This window comes from Nitrobacter sp. (genome assembly GCF_047149785.1).
GTDB lineage: Bacteria > Pseudomonadota > Alphaproteobacteria > Rhizobiales > Xanthobacteraceae > Nitrobacter.
Genome location: NZ_BAAGBE010000001.1, coordinates 741,751 through 757,302 on the forward strand (window position 1 = coordinate 741,751; position 15,552 = coordinate 757,302).

The window sequence follows — 15,552 nt, forward strand, 5'->3', positions numbered from 1 at the left end:
TTCCACTTTTCGGGATCATGCTCTAACCGTTCCCGTTCGCCTGCATCGCCTTTTCGAATTTGTCGCTGAATTCGGCAAGCTCGTCGGCATTGAGGTCGCTCACCGCCCAGAAGTTCAGACCGTGGTCGCGCCAGCGGCGGATGTTGAACCCCTGCACATCCTCGGTGCGTGCGGGGCTATGCGTGGCGTTTGGCGTCTGAGCGACGAAGAGATTGATGACGTGCGCGCGCCGCTTGTAGACGACCGCGCCGATGGCTCGCCCATCGATGTAATCGAGCCGTCCGCCGATCAGCGTAAAGCCGAGCGCCGTCAGGTCGATCACCGGCGGCGATACATCGAGCCGCCCGTTGAACCACGGTTTGACCGTATGCTGGTCGGTCGAGAGCACGTCGGTCAGATGCCCCTCCTGCAGCGATCGCAGATGCGCCGATACGATTTCGGAGACGATACGCTGTTCGTCGTCGGCGCGCAGCACGATCGCGACGATGCCGGTCGCCGCGATCGCGGAGACGGCGGAACCGAGGGCGAAACCTGCAAGCACCGAGCGGCGGCTGGTGCCGCGCGACTGCGGCATGGCCGCCTCGATCCGCTGGCGCAAGTGCGCAGGCGCGGTGAAGCGCATGTCCGCCGTCGCAATGGCCGCCTCCATATCACGGTAGGTCCTGAGTGCGGCCGCGCAGCGCGCGCAGGTGGCGATATGGCTTTCGACCTCGCGCGCGTGACCGGCATCGAGTTCGCCGTCGATCAGCGCGTGCAGAAGGATGTCTGCTTCATCGCAGGTCATGTGGGTGGCTCCTCTTCCGCGAGCCATGCCGACCGCAGCATCGCGCGCGCCCGCGCGAGCCGTGACATGACGGTGCCGACCGGCGCATCGACAATCTCGGCGATCTCGCGATAGGACAGATTCTGGATTTCGCGCAGGACGAACGTCTCGTGAAACGGTTCTGGCAGTGCTGCGATCATCCGCCGGATCGCATTCGCATCGCGTTTTTGCAATGCCTGCGCTTCCGGAGTGTCCTGTGCTTCACGCCACAGCGGTGCGGTGGCCTCGGCGCTTTCGGGCAAGTCATCGATGGTCGTTGCGGCCGACCTGGCGCGGCGGGCGAATTCCGCATGGCAGACATTGCGCAGGATCGCGAGCAGCCATGGCTTCATCGCCGGACCGCGGTAAGTGTCGAAATGCTTCAATGCGCGCAGATAGCATTCCTGCACGGCGTCCTCGGCGTCGGCGGGATCGCGCAGGAGATAGCGCGCGACAGTGTAGACGTCGTCGAGATAGGGCAGGGCCGCGTCGCGAAAGCGCTGCGCTTTTGTCTGATCGTCTCCGGGTGAGCCAAACAGCATCGTGGTGTTCGCAGCCGGGTGGGCTCGGGCAGCGGGACGCTGCCTGAGCCCCAAGGTGATGCCTTGCTTTTGGTCGTTACTCAACCTTGATCAGTCCCACCATATGCGGGTGCAGCGAGCAAAAATATTTGTAATCGCCGGTGCTGGTGAAGGTGAACGAGTATGTGTCGTCGGTATCCAACGCCCTGGAGCGGAAGTTGCCGGCGGAAACGACCGTATGCGGAATGTCGTCACGGTTGGTCCACGTCACGGTGGTGCCGGCCTTCACCGTCAGTTGCGCCGGTTCGAAGGTGAAGTTGTCGATCGTCACCGACACCTCCTCGCAATGGGCAGCGGATATTTGCATCGCAAGCGCGGCAGCTACTGCAAGCCGGACGGCGCTTGTGCGCAAGTTCAGGGACATCATGATTTGCGGTCCTTAGCCTTGCAGCGGCGTATCGATGATGGCGAGGCGCTCCTGGCCGGGTTTGAAGATGATGCTGGCGGTGCCGAGCAGGCTGCGCAGCCTGTCGTCGGCGACCTTCATCGGCCCGGGCGAAGGCGCGGTGCCCGGCGCGGGCTGCGGGAAGGCGGTCGAGCGCGCGGTATGGAAGGTGACGTTGCCTTCGACCTTCTGCATCACCTGGTGGATGTGGCCGTTCAGCACGGTCACCGAGCCAAAGCCTTTCAGGAGATCGAGCGCCCGCGCGCCGTCGTCGGTGCCCCAGCCCCAGGTCGGATAGACGCTCCACAACGGAATATGCGCGAACACCACGATCGGCTGCGAATTCGAGCGGCCTGTCAGGTCGTCCGCGAGCCACGCCAGTTGCTCAGCGCCGAGATTGCCGAGACCGCCGGCCTTGAGATCGACGACGTTGACGAGGCCGATGAAATGCACGCCATTGGCGTCGAAGGAATACCAGCCCGCGCCCTTGGTGCCGCGTCCATAGCGCTCTCGATAGAGCTTCACTTCCTCGTCGATGAAATCGTGCTCGCCGGGCACATAGTGCACGTCGAGCCGCGACTGCGAGATGATACGTTCGGCGTCGTCGAATTCGGAGGCTTTCGACAGGTGGGTGATGTCGCCGGTATGGATCATGAAGGACGGCTTCGCCGGCAGCGTCTTGATCTTGCCGATCGCCTCTTCGAGCGTCGCGAGCGCGTGCGGGTTGGCAGCCTTGTCGAAGCCGACATGGCTGTCGCTGATCTGCAGGAAGGTGAGGGCGGATGCGGATGCTTCGGCGGCTTGCGCCGATCCGACGATGCCGAGCGATCGCGGCACGCCGCCGGCAATGGTCCAGAGCACGCCCGTGCCGGCCCATGTCATGCATTCAAGCACCTTGCGGCGGCTGACACCGTCGCCGTCATGATTGTGGTTATGGCTCATGAGAGGTCTCCCACGCCCGTCATTGGGCATGCAGACCTGATCTGGGACCATGCAGATTTATTCCCGCGCCTGCATCGGGCGCGATGACGAAACGGTTACCGGCGACTGGAAAGCCCATGGCGGGCGGCGTCGATCGCTGCAAAATCAGCGTATTGGGCCGCTCATTGCATCATGGTAAGAGGGTAACAGAGAGAATTCACTCTCGACCGGAACCCCGCCATGCCCATCGTCAACCGCGTTGCCGATCTGCAGCCCGATATCGCTGTCTGGCGCCGGGACATCCACGAGCATCCGGAACTGCTGTACGACGTGCGCCGCACCGCGGCGTTCGTGGCGGATCGCTTGCGGGAATTCGGCTGCGACGAGGTTGCGACCGGACTCGGCCGGACCGGCGTCGTCGGCGTCATCAAGGGCAGGAGGCCTGCCACCGATGGCGCGGTCAGGGTGATCGGCCTGCGCGCCGACATGGATGCGCTGCCGATTCACGAGGAAACCAACCTGCCTTACGCCTCGAAGACGCCCGGCAAGATGCATGCCTGCGGCCATGACGGCCACACCGCGATGCTGCTCGGCGCCGCGCGCTATCTCGCGGAGACGCGGAATTTCGCCGGCGAGGCCGTCGTGATCTTCCAGCCGGCGGAGGAGGGCGGCGCCGGCGCGGCTGCGATGATCAAGGACGGTTTGATGGACCGTTTCAGGATCGATCAGGTCTACGGCATGCATAACCTTCCCGGCGTCCCGCTCGGTTCCTTCGCCATCCGGCCGGGTCCGATCATGGCGGCGACCGATGCCGTCGATTTCCGGATCGAGGGTCACGGCGGCCACGCCGCACGGCCGCATCTCTGCATCGATCCGGTGCTGGCGGGATCGCAGCTTGTCGTCGCCCTGCAATCGATCGTGTCGCGCAACGTCGATCCGCTGGAATCCGCCGTGATCTCGGTATGCGAGTTCCATGCCGGCAACACCCGCAACGTCATCCCGCAGACCGTCGAACTCGGCGGGACCGTCCGAACGCTTAAGGCCGACGTGCGCGACCAGATGGAGAAACGGATACGCGAGGTCGCCGCCGGCGTGGCGCTGACGAGTGGAACAAGGATCGATGTCAGGTTCGGGCGCGGCTATCCGGTCACGGTCAATCACGTCCGGCAGACCGAAACCGCGATGAAGATCGCCAGGGAAATCGCAGGCGAGGGCAATGTGCACGAGACGCCTCCGATGATGGGCGCGGAGGATTTCGCCTACATGCTGGAAGCCCGGCCCGGCGCCTTCATCTTCGTCGGCAATGGCGACAGCGCGGGCCTGCATCATCCAGCCTACAACTTCAACGACGACGCCATCGTCTACGGCACCTCGTACTGGATCAGACTGGTCGAGAATATGCTCGCCGCCTGAGCGGCCACGCTCTTGTAGCGTCCCAGGAACATAGCCCCTCACGTCGCGTTAGGAAGCGGGAATTCCCCCTCCCCAACCGCGCGAGGCTACAATGATGAAAGACAAGGACCTTCACGACCTGTTCCTTGATCAGCTCAAGGACATCTACTTCGCCGAAAAGCAGATCCTGAAAGCGCTGCCCAAGATGGCGAAGGCGGCGACATCCGACAAACTGCGGGCGGCTTTCGAAAAACACCATGACGAGACCGAAGGCCAGGTCGAGCGCCTGGAACGAATTTTCGAGCTGATGGAAAAGCCGGCCAAGGGCAAGACCTGCGATGCCATCCTCGGCCTTCTTGAGGAAGGCAAGGAAGTCATGGAGGAATACAAGGGCACCGAGGCGCTGGACGCGGGCCTGCTTGCGGCGGCGCAGGCGGTGGAACATTACGAGATGGCGCGCTACGGAACGATGAAGGCGTGGGCGGTCCGGCTTGGCATGAAGGATGCCGTCAAGCTGATCGATGAAACGCTTCAGCAGGAACGCAAGACCGACAAGGATCTGACGGCGCTGGCCGAAGCCGGTGTCAACTCCGAGGCCTTGGCTGCCTGATTTTTCGGGAAAGGCCGTCATCGGCGGCTATGGCTGCCGATGACGGATTGATCTGCTTCACGCCGCCTTGTCGCGGCGGAGTTGCGTTGCGGCGATTTTCAGGTCATCGACGAAACGTTGATATTCGCGCGCTCTCGCATCCTCCTCGGGCAGCCGCAGGAGATAGGATGGGTGGACCGTCACCAGCGCCTTGTGTCCGTCGTTCGTCTCGATCAGCCGGCCGCGGTTCTTGTTGATCGGCGTGATCCTGCCGAAAACGCTTTGCGCCGCGGTCGCGCCCATCGCCACCACGAGCGTGGGTTTGACGGTGGCGAGTTCGCGTTCGTACCACTGGCGACAGGCTCTGATCTCAGCCGTGTTGGGTTTCTGGTGCAGCCGGATCTTGCCGCGCGGCACGAACTTGAAATGCTTCACCGCGTTCGTCACGTAGACCTTTCCGCGATCGATGCCGGCTTCTTTCAGCGCGCGGTCGAGGATCTGCCCCGCCGGGCCGACGAACGGTTTCCCCGCGAGGTCTTCCTTGTCGCCGGGCTGCTCGCCTACCAGCATGACCTGTGCGTGCGCTGGTCCTTCGCCGAACACGGTCTGCGTCGCGTTCTTCCAGAGATGACAGGCGCGGCATCCGGCGGCTTCTTCGCGCAGGCGCGGGAGGGAGAGCTGCGAGGCGGTCATGGGCGGTCTCTGTTGTCGGGTTTGCCACGGAAACCCCTTGAGGCAATTCCGGACGCTGCCCGGCGTTCCTTTGATGTCCTTGGATTCGTGAGCTAAAATCGTGTGCGAAAAGCTGGTTGACTCCCGGCCGCCTGGTGAGCTTATTATAGAACATAACGTGAACAATTGACTCCGCCGCGAGTTCATTGTCACGGGCGGATTGTGATCATGACTGGAAACCGGAGCAGCGCAGCGACGCTTGCGCGTCTGCGCGACCGCATCGCGCGCATCGAGGCCGGTCACGGCGACGGAATGCCGGGCCGGGCCGCGCTCGGTCATGACGAGGCGGATGCCGAGCTGCAGGGCGGGCTTGCGCGCGGAGCCGTGCACGAGGTGTTCGCGGAAGGGCGGCACGGCGCGGCGGCGAGCGGCTTCATCGCGGGCCTTGCGCAGCGGATATGTCCAAACCGGCCGCTGCTCTGGGTGCGGCAGGATTTTGCCGCGCGCGAATCCGGTGCGCTGTCGATGCGCGGATGGCGCGAGTTCGGTCTCGATCCGTGCCTGTTGGTGACGGTCCATGCATCAGATGTGGAGAGCGCGTTGCGGACGGCGGCCGATGCGCTGGCCTGTGATGCGCTTGGTGCCGTGGTCATGGAGATCTGGGGCGAGACGCGTCTGTTCGATCTTGTCGCGAGCCGCAGGCTGACGCTGGCGGCGGGGGCTTCCGGGGTCACCGGGCTGCTGCTGCGGGTGGCGGCAACGCCGTTGCCTTCGACAGCGGAGACGCGGTGGATCGTGCGCCCGGCGCGCTCGCCGCCATGCGCGGCGTGGCAGGCGTGGGGCGCGCCTGTGTTCGAGACGCGGCTTGTCCGCAACCGTCATGGCCGGACCGGCCAATGGATCATGGAGTGGAAATGTGATGAGTGCCTCTTCCGTGACGTTTCGATCCGTGGCGCGCAGACGCATCCTCAGCCTGTGGCTGCCGCGCCTGCCGACCGACCGGATCGCGCGCGAGTTGTTGCGCTCCGGCGGGCGGGGTGAAGCCTATCGTGCTTCGCAATCAAGCCCGGCAATAAAGGAGATATCCCCCCGCATCGTCGTCGCCAAACAGAACAATGCGCTGGTCGTCGCCGCGCTGGATGACACGGCCGCACGGATTGGCCTCGCGGTCGGCCTGCCGCTCGCCAATGCCCGCGCGATCTGCCCCGACATCGACGTGTTCGATGCCGATGAGACGGCCGACGGCAAAACCCTGAACGGCATCGCCGACTGGTGCGACCGCTTCACGCCGCTGGTGGCGCTCGATCCGCCGCATGGTCTGCTTCTGGACATCACCGGCTGCGCGCATCTGTTCGGCGGCGAAGCGGCGCTGATGAATGAACTATGCGGCGCGCTGACGCGGCAGGGTTTTGTCGTCAGCGCGGCGATCGCCGGCACGCCGGCCTGCGCGCGGGCGCTGACCCGCCATGCCCATGGCCGGATCGTCGCGCCCGGCGAGGAGGCTGGAGCGGTTGCGGCGCTGCCGGTGTTCACGCTCGGCGCGGATGACGCGATCACGCGCGGGCTGCGCCGCGCCGGGCTGAAAACCATCGGCGATGTCGCCGCGCGCGGCCGCCACGAGATCGCGGCGCGGTTCGGGGCGGCGTTCACGGCGCTGCTGGAGCAGGCGCTGGGGCAGGGCGATGCGCCGATCAACCCGCGCAAGCCGCTGCCGGATTTTATCGTCGAGAGGCGCTTCGCCGAGCCGATCGCCACCGACGGCGCGATCGCGATGACGCTGGCGAGCCTTGCGCGCACGCTCATCGCCGCGATGGAAAAACAGGGCAAGGGAGCGCGGCGGCTGGAAGCAGGTTTTTTCCGCACCGACGGCGCGGTGCGCGTCATTGCCGTCGAGACCGGACGTCCGGTCACGCGCGGCGAGACCATCGATCGTCTGTTCGGCGAGCGGCTCGATGCGCTGGCCGATCCGCTCGATCCCGGCTTCGGCTTCGATCTGGTGCGGCTGTCCGCCGTGCGGACCGATCTCGTGATACAGGAGCAGCGCGACCTCGATGCGCATGTCCGGGATAACGACGAGGTGGCGGCACTGGTCGATCGTCTTGCCGCCCGCATCGGCAGCCATCGCGTCGTCGTGCATCTGCCGCAGGACACCCACATTCCAGAGCGCGCGTCGATCCCGGTGCCGGCGCAACAGAGTCTTGCGGCGGCCATGCGTGCCGAATGGTTGGAACGTATCGAGGGCGAGCCGCCGCTGCGGCCGCTGCGCATGTTTGCGCCGCCGGAGCCGATCGAGGTGGTGGCACTGTTTCCGGATGGTCCGCCGGCGCAGTTCAAATGGCGTCATCGTCAGTGTCTCATTGCCCGCGTCGAAGGACCCGAACGCATCGCCATGGAATGGTGGAATCGCTGCGAGCAGGCCTTGTCGCCCGAACCCGACGATGAATTCATGCGCCTGCATCCGCCGCAAGGCGAGGTGGCAGTCGCGCGCGCCGATGGCAGCGCGCTGACGCGTGATTATTTTCGTGCAGAAGACAAGGAGGGCGTGCGCTATTGGCTTTATCGCGAAGGAATTTACAGGCGTGAAGTCCAGACGTTCCGCTGGTTCCTGCACGGGCTGTTCGCATGAAGCATCCGCGCGATAGTCCGGCCTATGCCGAAATCGGCATCATGACCAATTTCTCGTTCCTGCACGGCGGGTCGCATCCGCAGGAGTATGTGCATCAGGCGAGCGAATTGCGCCTTCCGATGATTGGCATCGCCGATCGCAATACGCTGGCGGGCGTGGTGCGTGCTTATACCGAACTGGAAAATCCGAAAGTCCGTTACAAGCCGCGGCTGCTGATCGGCTCGCGTCTCGTTTTCATCGATGGGACGCCAGACATTCTTGTCTATCCCAGCGATCGCGATGCTTATGGCCGGCTATGCCAGTTGCTCAGCAAAGGCAAGCTGTTGGCGGAGAAGGGCGAATGTCATCTGACGTTGGATGATTTGCTGGAGTTTGCCGAAGGCCAGCTTTTCGTACTGGCCTTGCCGCATCGTTTCGAGACGACAGCCGCGCTGAAAGTGCTGGAGCGATTGCGACAGAGCAGCGCGGACGACGTCTGGCTCGCGGCAAGCCTGCTCTATCGCGGCGACGACCGTCGCCGCCTGCTGCGATTGCAGCGGATCGCAACCACCGCGCGCGTGTCGCTGCTCGCAACCAACGAGGTTCTGTACCATCATCCCGCGCGCCGTCCCTTGCAGGATGTGCTGACCTGCATCCGCGAAAAAAAAGCGATCGATGCCATCGGCCGCAAGCTGGACATCAACGCCGAGCGGCATCTGAAGCCGGCCCATGAGATGACGGTGCTGTTTCGCGATATTCCGGAGGCGATCGCCGAGACGGCAACGTTCGCATCGCGCATCGAATTTTCACTGGATCAACTCAAATATCAGTATCCCGACGAGCCGGTTCCGCCGGGCAAGACCGCGCAGCGTCATCTGGAGGACCTGACATGGGCGGGTGTCGAAACATATTTTCCGGGAGGTGCGGATGAAGATCTGAAAACGGTTCTCCGCAAGGAATTGGACCTGATCGCCGAACTCGACTACGCCCATTACTTCCTTACCGTGCATGACATCGTGCACTGGGCGCGCGCACAGAACATCCTGTGCCAGGGGCGGGGATCGGCGGCGAATTCGGCCGTGTGCTACGTGCTCGGCATCACCTCGGTCGATCCCACCAAGGTCGACCTTCTGTTCGAGCGTTTCATCTCCAGGGAGCGGCTGGAGCCGCCCGATATCGACGTCGATTTCGAGCATTCGCGCCGCGAGGAGGTGATGCAGTATGTCTATCGCCGCTATGGCCGTCACCGCGCCGCGATCATCGCCACCGTCATCCACTATCGGCCGCGCAGCGCCATCCGCGACGTGGGCAAGGCGCTGGGCCTGACCGAGGATGTCACGGCGGCGCTCGCTGATACGGTCTGGGGAAGCTGGGGCGACGATGTCAGCGACATGCAGGTCAGGCAGGCCGGCTTCGATCCGCAAAACCCGATGGTGCGCCGTGCCGTCGAACTCGCCACCGAATTGATCGGCTTTCCGCGTCACCTGTCGCAGCATGTCGGCGGTTACGTACTGACGCAGGACCGGCTCGACACTTACGTGCCGATCGGCAACGCGGCGATGGACGACCGCACCTTCATCGAGTGGGACAAGGACGACGTCGATGCATTACGGATGATGAAGGTCGACGTGCTGGCACTCGGCATGCTGACCTGCATCCGCAAGTGTTTTGACCTGATCGCGGATCACAAGGGCGAGCGATGGGAGTTGGCGACGATCCCGCAGGACGAGAAGCCGGTCTACGACATGCTGTGCCGTGGCGAATCTCTCGGCGTATTCCAGGTCGAGAGCCGGGCGCAGATGAACATGCTGCCGCGCCTGAAGCCGCGCACGTTCTATGATCTCGTCATCGAGGTCGCCATCGTGCGTCCGGGTCCGATCCAGGGCGACATGGTGCATCCCTACCTGAAGCGGCGCGCCATGGATCCCGACAAGATCGACTATCCCTATCCGAAAGGCGGGGACAAGGATGAATTGCGGAATGTTCTGAAACGCACGCTGGGCGTGCCGCTGTTTCAGGAGCAGGCGATGCGCATCGCCATCGCCGCGGCGAAATTCACCTCGGAAGAGGCGAATGGGTTACGTCGCGCCATGGCGACGTTCCGCAACGTGGGCACCATCGGCTCCTTCCAGGAGAAGATGGTCAACAGCATGATCGCGCGTGGCTACGATCCGGTGTTCGCGAAAAACTGTTTCGAGCAGATCAAGGGATTCGGCTCTTATGGCTTTCCCGAAAGCCACGCGGCGAGTTTTGCGCAACTGGTTTATGTCTCATCGTGGTTGAAGCATTTCCATCCCGACGCGTTCTGCTGCTCCTTGCTGAATTCGCAGCCGATGGGTTTTTACGCGCCGGCGCAGATCGTCGGCGATGCCCGCAAGAACGGCGTCGATGTGCGGCCGGTCGATGTTTCGTTCAGCCATTCGCAGAACACTCTGGAGGAGCGCGTGGGCGCGCATCACGCGGTGCGGCTCGGCTTCCGCCAGATCGATGGATTCAAGTGGGTCGATAAGGATGAGGAGAGAGGCGAGCAGCAGGCAGCCGATGAGGAATTGTTCCCTCCCCCCTTGTGGGGGAGGGAAAGGGAGGGGGGTGAGCTACAAGACCGGTGCTTGAGATACCCCCCTCTCCACCTCTCAAGGGGGGAGAGAGCAGGCAATGCATGGATTGGGACTTCAAATCCGTCGTCTCAAGAACAGTTATCGTCTCCTTCGCTGACATCCGACGACTGGGGCGAGCGGATCGTCGCCGCGCGGCAACGCCGGTCCTTCACCTCCATTGAGGATTTCGCCCGCGATACGAAACTGCCGAAGCGTGCGCTGATCCTGCTGGCCGATGCCGACGCCTTTCGCTCGCTCGGGTTCGACCGCCGTGCGGCGCTGTGGGCGGTGCGGCGTCTGCCGGACGATGTGCCGCTGCCATTGTTCGAAAGCGCCGCGGCGCGCGAATTGCCGGACGAACATGCCGCGCCGCTGCCCGAGATGCCGCTGCCGGAGCAAGTGGTCGCCGATTATCAGACCGTGCGGCTGTCGCTGAAGGGGCACCCGATGGAATTCTTGCGCGCGATGTTCATCCGCGAGCGCGTGGTCAGTTGTGCCGAGGTCTCGCATGCCAATGACAAGCGTCGCGTCAAGTGCGCGGGCGTGGTGCTGGTGCGGCAACGGCCGGGCAGCGCCAAGGGCGTCGTGTTCATGACGCTGGAGGACGAGACCGGTATCGCCAATATCGTGGTGTGGCCGAAGATCATGGAGCGTTATCGCAAGGAGGTGATGGGGGCGCGGCTGATCGAGGTGGAGGGCACTATCCAGAGCAGCCCGGAGAAGGTCGTGCATCTGGTCGCGGATCAACTGACCGATCGCTCTACGGAACTGATGCATCTGGCGAACGACGCGCTTGTCCCCAGGCATCCGCTGCCGGCGCCGGCTGCACCGGCCGAGCCGCTCAACGACGATCGTCGCGATACAACGCATCCGCCATCCGCGCAATGTGCGCATCCTGCCGCGCTCGCGGGATTTTCATTGAGGGCCTCTCCACGTCATTCCGGACGCCGCCTTGGCGGCGATCACAGATGCGCAATTACGCATCGGGAATCCGGTAATCCGGGAATCATTGACGACTGGATTCCGGGTTCGCGTTTTTGACCCGCCCTGGAATGACGACGAGAACGATCGACGATTTCGTAGATCGTCTTGCCTTCCTTCACTCCACCGACGCGCCGACCGGCGGTCCGCCGGGCGGGCGATGCAGGAAGGTGATGGTGGCGAACGCCCCGAGCCAGGAGCCGATCGCGGCGAAGACGACATAGACCCAGTTCTCGGTATAGCTGATCACCGCGAAGGACGAGAGCAGGTACCAGACGCTGCTCCAGGTCGCCGCCGGCACCCGCCGCCGCGCCACCACGGCCGAGGTGAACATCACATAGACGGCATCGGTCGCCGCGGTGGCCAGGACGACACCCGCAGCGGTCAAAGGATCAATGGCGGACATTCGAGCTCCTTGCGTTCGGCGCGTAAATCATGGACGACGCCGACGCCGTTTGTCACGCGCCGCGCCGGTCCCGGCGGGGCGATGGCCTCCCGGCGCCGGCTGTTGTGGCCCCAGCATCGCAAAATATTAATGCGTCGGTATGCTTTTTGCGCGAAAGCAGGGCTGCGGTCGGCGACTATGTCGCCGGCGGTTTCCACGAACCTGACCCGGAGCGCCATTTCCTCTGATCTCCGCCTCGCGCGGACAAGGCGAGGCCGCCGACGATACCTGTTTCGAATTTCCCGCAGGTAGCATAAACCCGCGTTCGACCATTCACGAGGGATGAAAATGAGCGATGCAGAGCACGGCAAATCCATCGGCGTGGCGGATCTGCGGGCGGCCGCGGACCGTCTCGCCGGCCGGGTGATCCGCACGCCCCTGGTTCATTCGCGCACGCTGTCCGATATCAGCGGCGCCGAGGTCTGGCTCAAGCTGGAAAACCAGCAGTTCGTCGCCTCCTTCAAGGAGCGTGGCGCGGCCAACAAGCTGCTCACGCTGTCGCCTGAGGAGGCGAAGCGCGGCGTTATCGCCATGTCCGCCGGCAACCACGCGCAGGGCGTCGCCTATCACGCCCACAACCTCGGCATCGCCGCCACCATCGTGATGCCGAAGTCGACGCCGTTCGTGAAGGTGTCGCGGACGAGGAAGCTCGGGGCGCGGGTTCGGCTCGAGGGCGAGATTCTGGCGGAATCCGCTGCCTTTGCCCGGCAACTGGCCGCGGATGAAAATCTCGTCTTTGTCCATCCCTATAACGATCCGGCCGTGATCGCGGGGCAGGGCACCGTGGCGATCGAGATGCTGGAGGATCAGCCGACGCTCGACTGCATCCTGACGCCGGTGGGTGGCGGAGGACTGGTCGCGGGTTGCGCGATCGCAGCGGCGAACCATGCGTCGGCCGTCGAGGTGATCGGCGTCGAGGTGGAATCCTACGCCGCCGTGGCGCAGCATCTCGCCGGACGCCCGGTCTCGGTCGGCGGCGCGACCATCGCCGAAGGCATCGCGGTGCGCGACGTCGGCGCGCTGCCGCTGGCGATCCTGCGCGAGTACGGCATCGAGGTGATGACGGTGGCGGAGCGCCTGATCGAAAAGGCCGTCATCCAGATGCTGGAGATCGAGAAGACCGTGACGGAAGGCGCCGGCGCGGCCGCGCTCGCGGCGCTGATGAGCAATCCCGCCCGGTTTGTGGGGCGGAAAGTCGGGTTGATCATTTCCGGCGGCAACATTGACACGCGCACGCTCGCCAATGTCCTGATGCGCGGACTGGTGCGCGACGGCCGGCTGATCGATCTCGTGGTGGAGATATCCGACAAGCCGGGCGCGCTCGCCGAACTCGCCTGCATCATCGCAGAACTCCGCGGCAACATCGTCGAGGTGCAGCATCAGCGCCTGTTCAGCGCGCTCTCCGCCAACATGACCGAGGTCGAACTGGTGATCGAGGCGCAGGACACCGCGCACGGCAGCGCGATCGTCGCCGGGCTGGAAGCAAAAGGCGTGAGGGCGCGCCGTCGCGACCGGCTGGTGCTGTCACGGGACTGAACGAATAACGATGATATCGTTGCGGCGAGGGCCGCAGCGTGCAAGGCGGGAAGGCGCGCCGATCGACATGCGGACCATTTGCTGATGCCCAAAATTTTCACCGACCCCGCCGCGATCGTCGATGACATCATCCGCGACATCGGCCCTCGTCTGGTGGTGGGATTGCCGCTCGGGCTCGGCAAGGCCAATCACATCATCAATGCGCTCTACCAGCGCGCCGCAGCCGATCGCAACCTCGACCTGACTTTCTTCTCGGCGCTGACGCTGGAGAAGCCGCGGCCGTCGAGCGAATTGGAAAAGCGATTCATCGCACCGGTGATCGATCGCCTGTTCGGTGGCTGGCCCGACCTCGACTACGCCGCCGCCTTGCACAAAGGCGAGCTGCCGCCGAACATCGAGGTCACCGAGTTCTTCTTCCTGGCGGGCAAGTGGCTGCGCAACGCCTATGCCCAGCAACACTACATCGCCGCCAACTACACCCATGCCGCATCCTACATCCTCGACCGCGGCCTCAACGTCATCACCCAGCTCGTGGCCAAACGCGTCGTGAACGGCGAGACGCGCTACAGTCTGAGCTGCAACACCGACACCACGCTCGACCTGCTGCGCGCCCGCGCCGCCGGCCGGGCGTCGTTCAAGCTGGTGGGACAGGTCAATTCGCAACTGCCGTTCATGCCCGGCGCTGGCGATCTGCCGGCCAGCGAATTCAGCGCCATCCTGGACAGCCCCGAGACCGATTTTCCGCTGTTCGCGCCGCCGTCCGAGCCCGTGTCGGATACCAAATACGCCATCGGCCTGCACGCGGCGGGGCTCATCAAGGACGGCGGCACGTTGCAGATCGGCATCGGTCAGGTTGGCGATGCGCTGGCGCAGAGCCTGATCCTGCGGCATCGCGACAACGCGCGGTTTCGCGACATCGCGGCGCGGCTCGCGCCGAATAGCGCGATGAAGGAAACCGCGCCGTTCGCGACCGGGTCTTTATGGCGTCAGCGAAATGGTGTTCGAGGCGTTCCTCGGGCTGATCGAGGCCGGCGTGCTCAGGCGCGAGGTCGACGGCGCCGTTCTGCACGGCGCGTTCTTCCTGGGCCCGCAATCGTTCTACCGCGCCTTGCGCGAGATGACGCCAGCGCAGCGCGCGCGCATCCAGATGACGGCCGTGTCCTTCACCAACGAACTCTACGGCGACGAGGCCGCCAGGCGCCGCGCCCGCATCGATGCGCGCTTCGTCAACAACGCCATGATGGCGACGCTGATGGGCGCCGCGATCTCCGACGGCCTCGACAACGGCCAGGTGGTGAGCGGCGTCGGCGGGCAGTACAATTTTGTCGCGCAGGCCTTCGCGCTCGACGGCGCGCGCTCGATTCTCACGCTGGAATCGACGCGGCGCGAGAAGCGCGGCCTGGTGTCGAACATCCGCTGGTCGTATGGTCATGGCACCATCCCGCGCCACCTGCGCGATATCGTGGTCACCGAATACGGCGTGGCGGACCTGCGCGGCAAGTCGGATGCCGAGGTGATCGCGGCGATGCTCAACGTCGCGGACTCGCGCTTCCAGGACCAGTTGATGCGGCAGGCGGTCGACGCCGGAAAGCTGCCGCGCGACCACCGGATTCCGGCAGCGCATTGCGACAATACGCCGGCGCGTATCGCCGCCGCGCTGAAGCCCGCGCAGGCGGCTGGCCTGCTGCCGCCGTTTCCGTTCGGCAGCGATTTCACCGAGGTCGAGCAGCGGCTGATCCCCGCGCTCGAATCCTTGCGCGATGCATCGCGCTCGCCATTGGCGCTGCTGTTGCTCGCAATCGAGGGTCTGCGTCCCGCCGCGGTTTCGGATCAGCCTGCGCTAGCGCGCATGGGACTCGATCATCCGAATACGTTTTCGGACAGGTTCTATCGCATGTTGTTGAACGCCGCGCTGAAGCGGAGCGGCGGGAAATAGCCCTTGTCAAGGCGAGGGTCCAAAGAATATCGCGAAGATAGATGGATACGCGGGTCAAGCCCGCATATGACGGCGTTTGCATGGAGGAGATACGCGGACACGCGGTTTTC

Annotated in this window: 12 protein-coding genes and 2 pseudogenes; 7 read left to right on the forward strand and 7 right to left on the reverse strand. The window is 64.3% G+C overall.

Annotated features, from left to right (window positions below; translation table 11 throughout):
• Positions 1-22: 22 nt before the first annotated feature.
• The 4 genes from ACMDCM_RS03370 to ACMDCM_RS03385 all read right to left on the reverse strand — a co-directional run bounded on the left by ACMDCM_RS03370 (position 23) and on the right by ACMDCM_RS03385 (position 2,710).
• Entirely contained in the window at positions 23-784 is a 762-nt protein-coding gene (locus ACMDCM_RS03370; RefSeq protein WP_412772251.1) for an anti-sigma factor family protein, read from the reverse strand.
• Positions 781-1,344: a sigma-70 family RNA polymerase sigma factor gene (locus ACMDCM_RS03375; protein WP_412774649.1), complete on the reverse strand. Its 564-nt coding sequence runs from the start codon at positions 1,342-1,344 to the stop codon at positions 781-783. Before ACMDCM_RS03375 ends, ACMDCM_RS03370 begins: the two co-directional genes overlap by 4 nt.
• A gap of 76 nt (positions 1,345-1,420) precedes the next feature.
• On the reverse strand, positions 1,421-1,750 hold the full coding sequence (locus tag ACMDCM_RS03380; RefSeq protein ID WP_412772252.1) for a cupredoxin domain-containing protein: 330 nt from the start codon (positions 1,748-1,750) through the stop codon (positions 1,421-1,423).
• A gap of 12 nt (positions 1,751-1,762) precedes the next feature.
• On the reverse strand, positions 1,763-2,710 hold the full coding sequence (locus ACMDCM_RS03385; protein ID WP_412772253.1) for a metallophosphoesterase family protein: 948 nt from the start codon (positions 2,708-2,710) through the stop codon (positions 1,763-1,765).
• Positions 2,711-2,929: 219 nt separating this feature from the next.
• Between ACMDCM_RS03385 and ACMDCM_RS03390 the strand changes: the two genes are divergently transcribed.
• Entirely contained in the window at positions 2,930-4,102 is a 1,173-nt protein-coding gene (locus tag ACMDCM_RS03390) for a M20 aminoacylase family protein (protein WP_412772254.1), read from the forward strand.
• A gap of 91 nt (positions 4,103-4,193) precedes the next feature.
• Entirely contained in the window at positions 4,194-4,691 is a 498-nt protein-coding gene (locus tag ACMDCM_RS03395; protein ID WP_412772255.1) for a YciE/YciF ferroxidase family protein, read from the forward strand.
• A gap of 57 nt (positions 4,692-4,748) precedes the next feature.
• Here the strand turns inward: ACMDCM_RS03395 and ACMDCM_RS03400 are convergent.
• A pseudogene (locus tag ACMDCM_RS03400) lies at positions 4,749-5,360 on the reverse strand (UdgX family uracil-DNA binding protein); the annotation flags it as partial.
• Between the two features lie 210 nt (positions 5,361-5,570).
• Here ACMDCM_RS03400 and ACMDCM_RS03405 point away from each other — a divergent pair.
• The 3 genes from ACMDCM_RS03405 to ACMDCM_RS03415 are packed head-to-tail and all read left to right on the forward strand — an operon-like array spanning position 5,571 to position 11,585.
• Positions 5,571-6,383 (forward strand): ImuA family protein, encoded by an 813-nt coding sequence (locus tag ACMDCM_RS03405; RefSeq protein WP_412772256.1) that lies wholly within the window; start codon positions 5,571-5,573, stop codon positions 6,381-6,383.
• Positions 6,292-7,968: a Y-family DNA polymerase gene (locus ACMDCM_RS03410; protein WP_412774650.1), complete on the forward strand. Its 1,677-nt coding sequence runs from the start codon at positions 6,292-6,294 to the stop codon at positions 7,966-7,968. Before ACMDCM_RS03405 ends, ACMDCM_RS03410 begins: the two co-directional genes overlap by 92 nt.
• Positions 7,965-11,585: an error-prone DNA polymerase gene (locus ACMDCM_RS03415; RefSeq protein WP_412772257.1), complete on the forward strand. Its 3,621-nt coding sequence runs from the start codon at positions 7,965-7,967 to the stop codon at positions 11,583-11,585. Before ACMDCM_RS03410 ends, ACMDCM_RS03415 begins: the two co-directional genes overlap by 4 nt.
• Before the next feature lie 58 nt (positions 11,586-11,643).
• On the opposite strand, the gene ACMDCM_RS03420 is transcribed toward ACMDCM_RS03415, so the two are convergent.
• Both ACMDCM_RS03420 and ACMDCM_RS03425 read right to left on the reverse strand, forming a co-directional pair.
• Positions 11,644-11,931, reverse strand: coding sequence for a hypothetical protein (locus tag ACMDCM_RS03420; RefSeq protein WP_412772258.1), 288 nt, complete (start codon positions 11,929-11,931; stop codon positions 11,644-11,646).
• Entirely contained in the window at positions 11,910-12,149 is a 240-nt protein-coding gene (locus ACMDCM_RS03425) for a hypothetical protein (RefSeq protein ID WP_412772259.1), read from the reverse strand. The genes ACMDCM_RS03420 and ACMDCM_RS03425 overlap by 22 nt, the downstream gene beginning before the upstream one ends.
• A 109-nt stretch (positions 12,150-12,258) precedes the next feature.
• On the opposite strand from ACMDCM_RS03425, the gene ACMDCM_RS03430 reads away from it, so the two are divergent.
• A complete protein-coding gene (locus ACMDCM_RS03430) occupies positions 12,259-13,506 on the forward strand; it encodes a threonine ammonia-lyase (protein WP_412772260.1) in 1,248 nt (415 codons plus the stop codon).
• An 84-nt stretch (positions 13,507-13,590) separates the two neighbouring features.
• A pseudogene (locus ACMDCM_RS03435) lies at positions 13,591-15,442 on the forward strand (acetyl-CoA hydrolase/transferase C-terminal domain-containing protein).
• Positions 15,443-15,552: the final 110 nt, after the last annotated feature.

Excerpts from the sequence above, each read along its gene's own strand:
- ACMDCM_RS03420 (WP_412772258.1), bottom strand. The coding sequence starts at position 11,931 with ATGTCCGCCATTGATCCTTTGACCGCTGCGGGTGTCGTCCTGGCCACC.
- ACMDCM_RS03375 (WP_412774649.1), bottom strand. The coding sequence starts at position 1,344 with ATGCTGTTTGGCTCACCCGGAGACGATCAGACAAAAGCGCAGCGCTTT.
- ACMDCM_RS03380 (WP_412772252.1), bottom strand. The coding sequence starts at position 1,750 with ATGATGTCCCTGAACTTGCGCACAAGCGCCGTCCGGCTTGCAGTAGCT.
- ACMDCM_RS03405 (WP_412772256.1), top strand. The coding sequence starts at position 5,571 with ATGACTGGAAACCGGAGCAGCGCAGCGACGCTTGCGCGTCTGCGCGAC.
- ACMDCM_RS03430 (WP_412772260.1), top strand. The coding sequence starts at position 12,259 with ATGAGCGATGCAGAGCACGGCAAATCCATCGGCGTGGCGGATCTGCGG.
- ACMDCM_RS03370 (WP_412772251.1), bottom strand. The coding sequence starts at position 784 with ATGACCTGCGATGAAGCAGACATCCTTCTGCACGCGCTGATCGACGGC.
- ACMDCM_RS03395 (WP_412772255.1), top strand. The coding sequence starts at position 4,194 with ATGATGAAAGACAAGGACCTTCACGACCTGTTCCTTGATCAGCTCAAG.
- ACMDCM_RS03415 (WP_412772257.1), top strand. The coding sequence starts at position 7,965 with ATGAAGCATCCGCGCGATAGTCCGGCCTATGCCGAAATCGGCATCATG.
- ACMDCM_RS03390 (WP_412772254.1), top strand. The coding sequence starts at position 2,930 with ATGCCCATCGTCAACCGCGTTGCCGATCTGCAGCCCGATATCGCTGTC.
- ACMDCM_RS03425 (WP_412772259.1), bottom strand. The coding sequence starts at position 12,149 with ATGGCGCTCCGGGTCAGGTTCGTGGAAACCGCCGGCGACATAGTCGCC.
- ACMDCM_RS03385 (WP_412772253.1), bottom strand. The coding sequence starts at position 2,710 with ATGAGCCATAACCACAATCATGACGGCGACGGTGTCAGCCGCCGCAAG.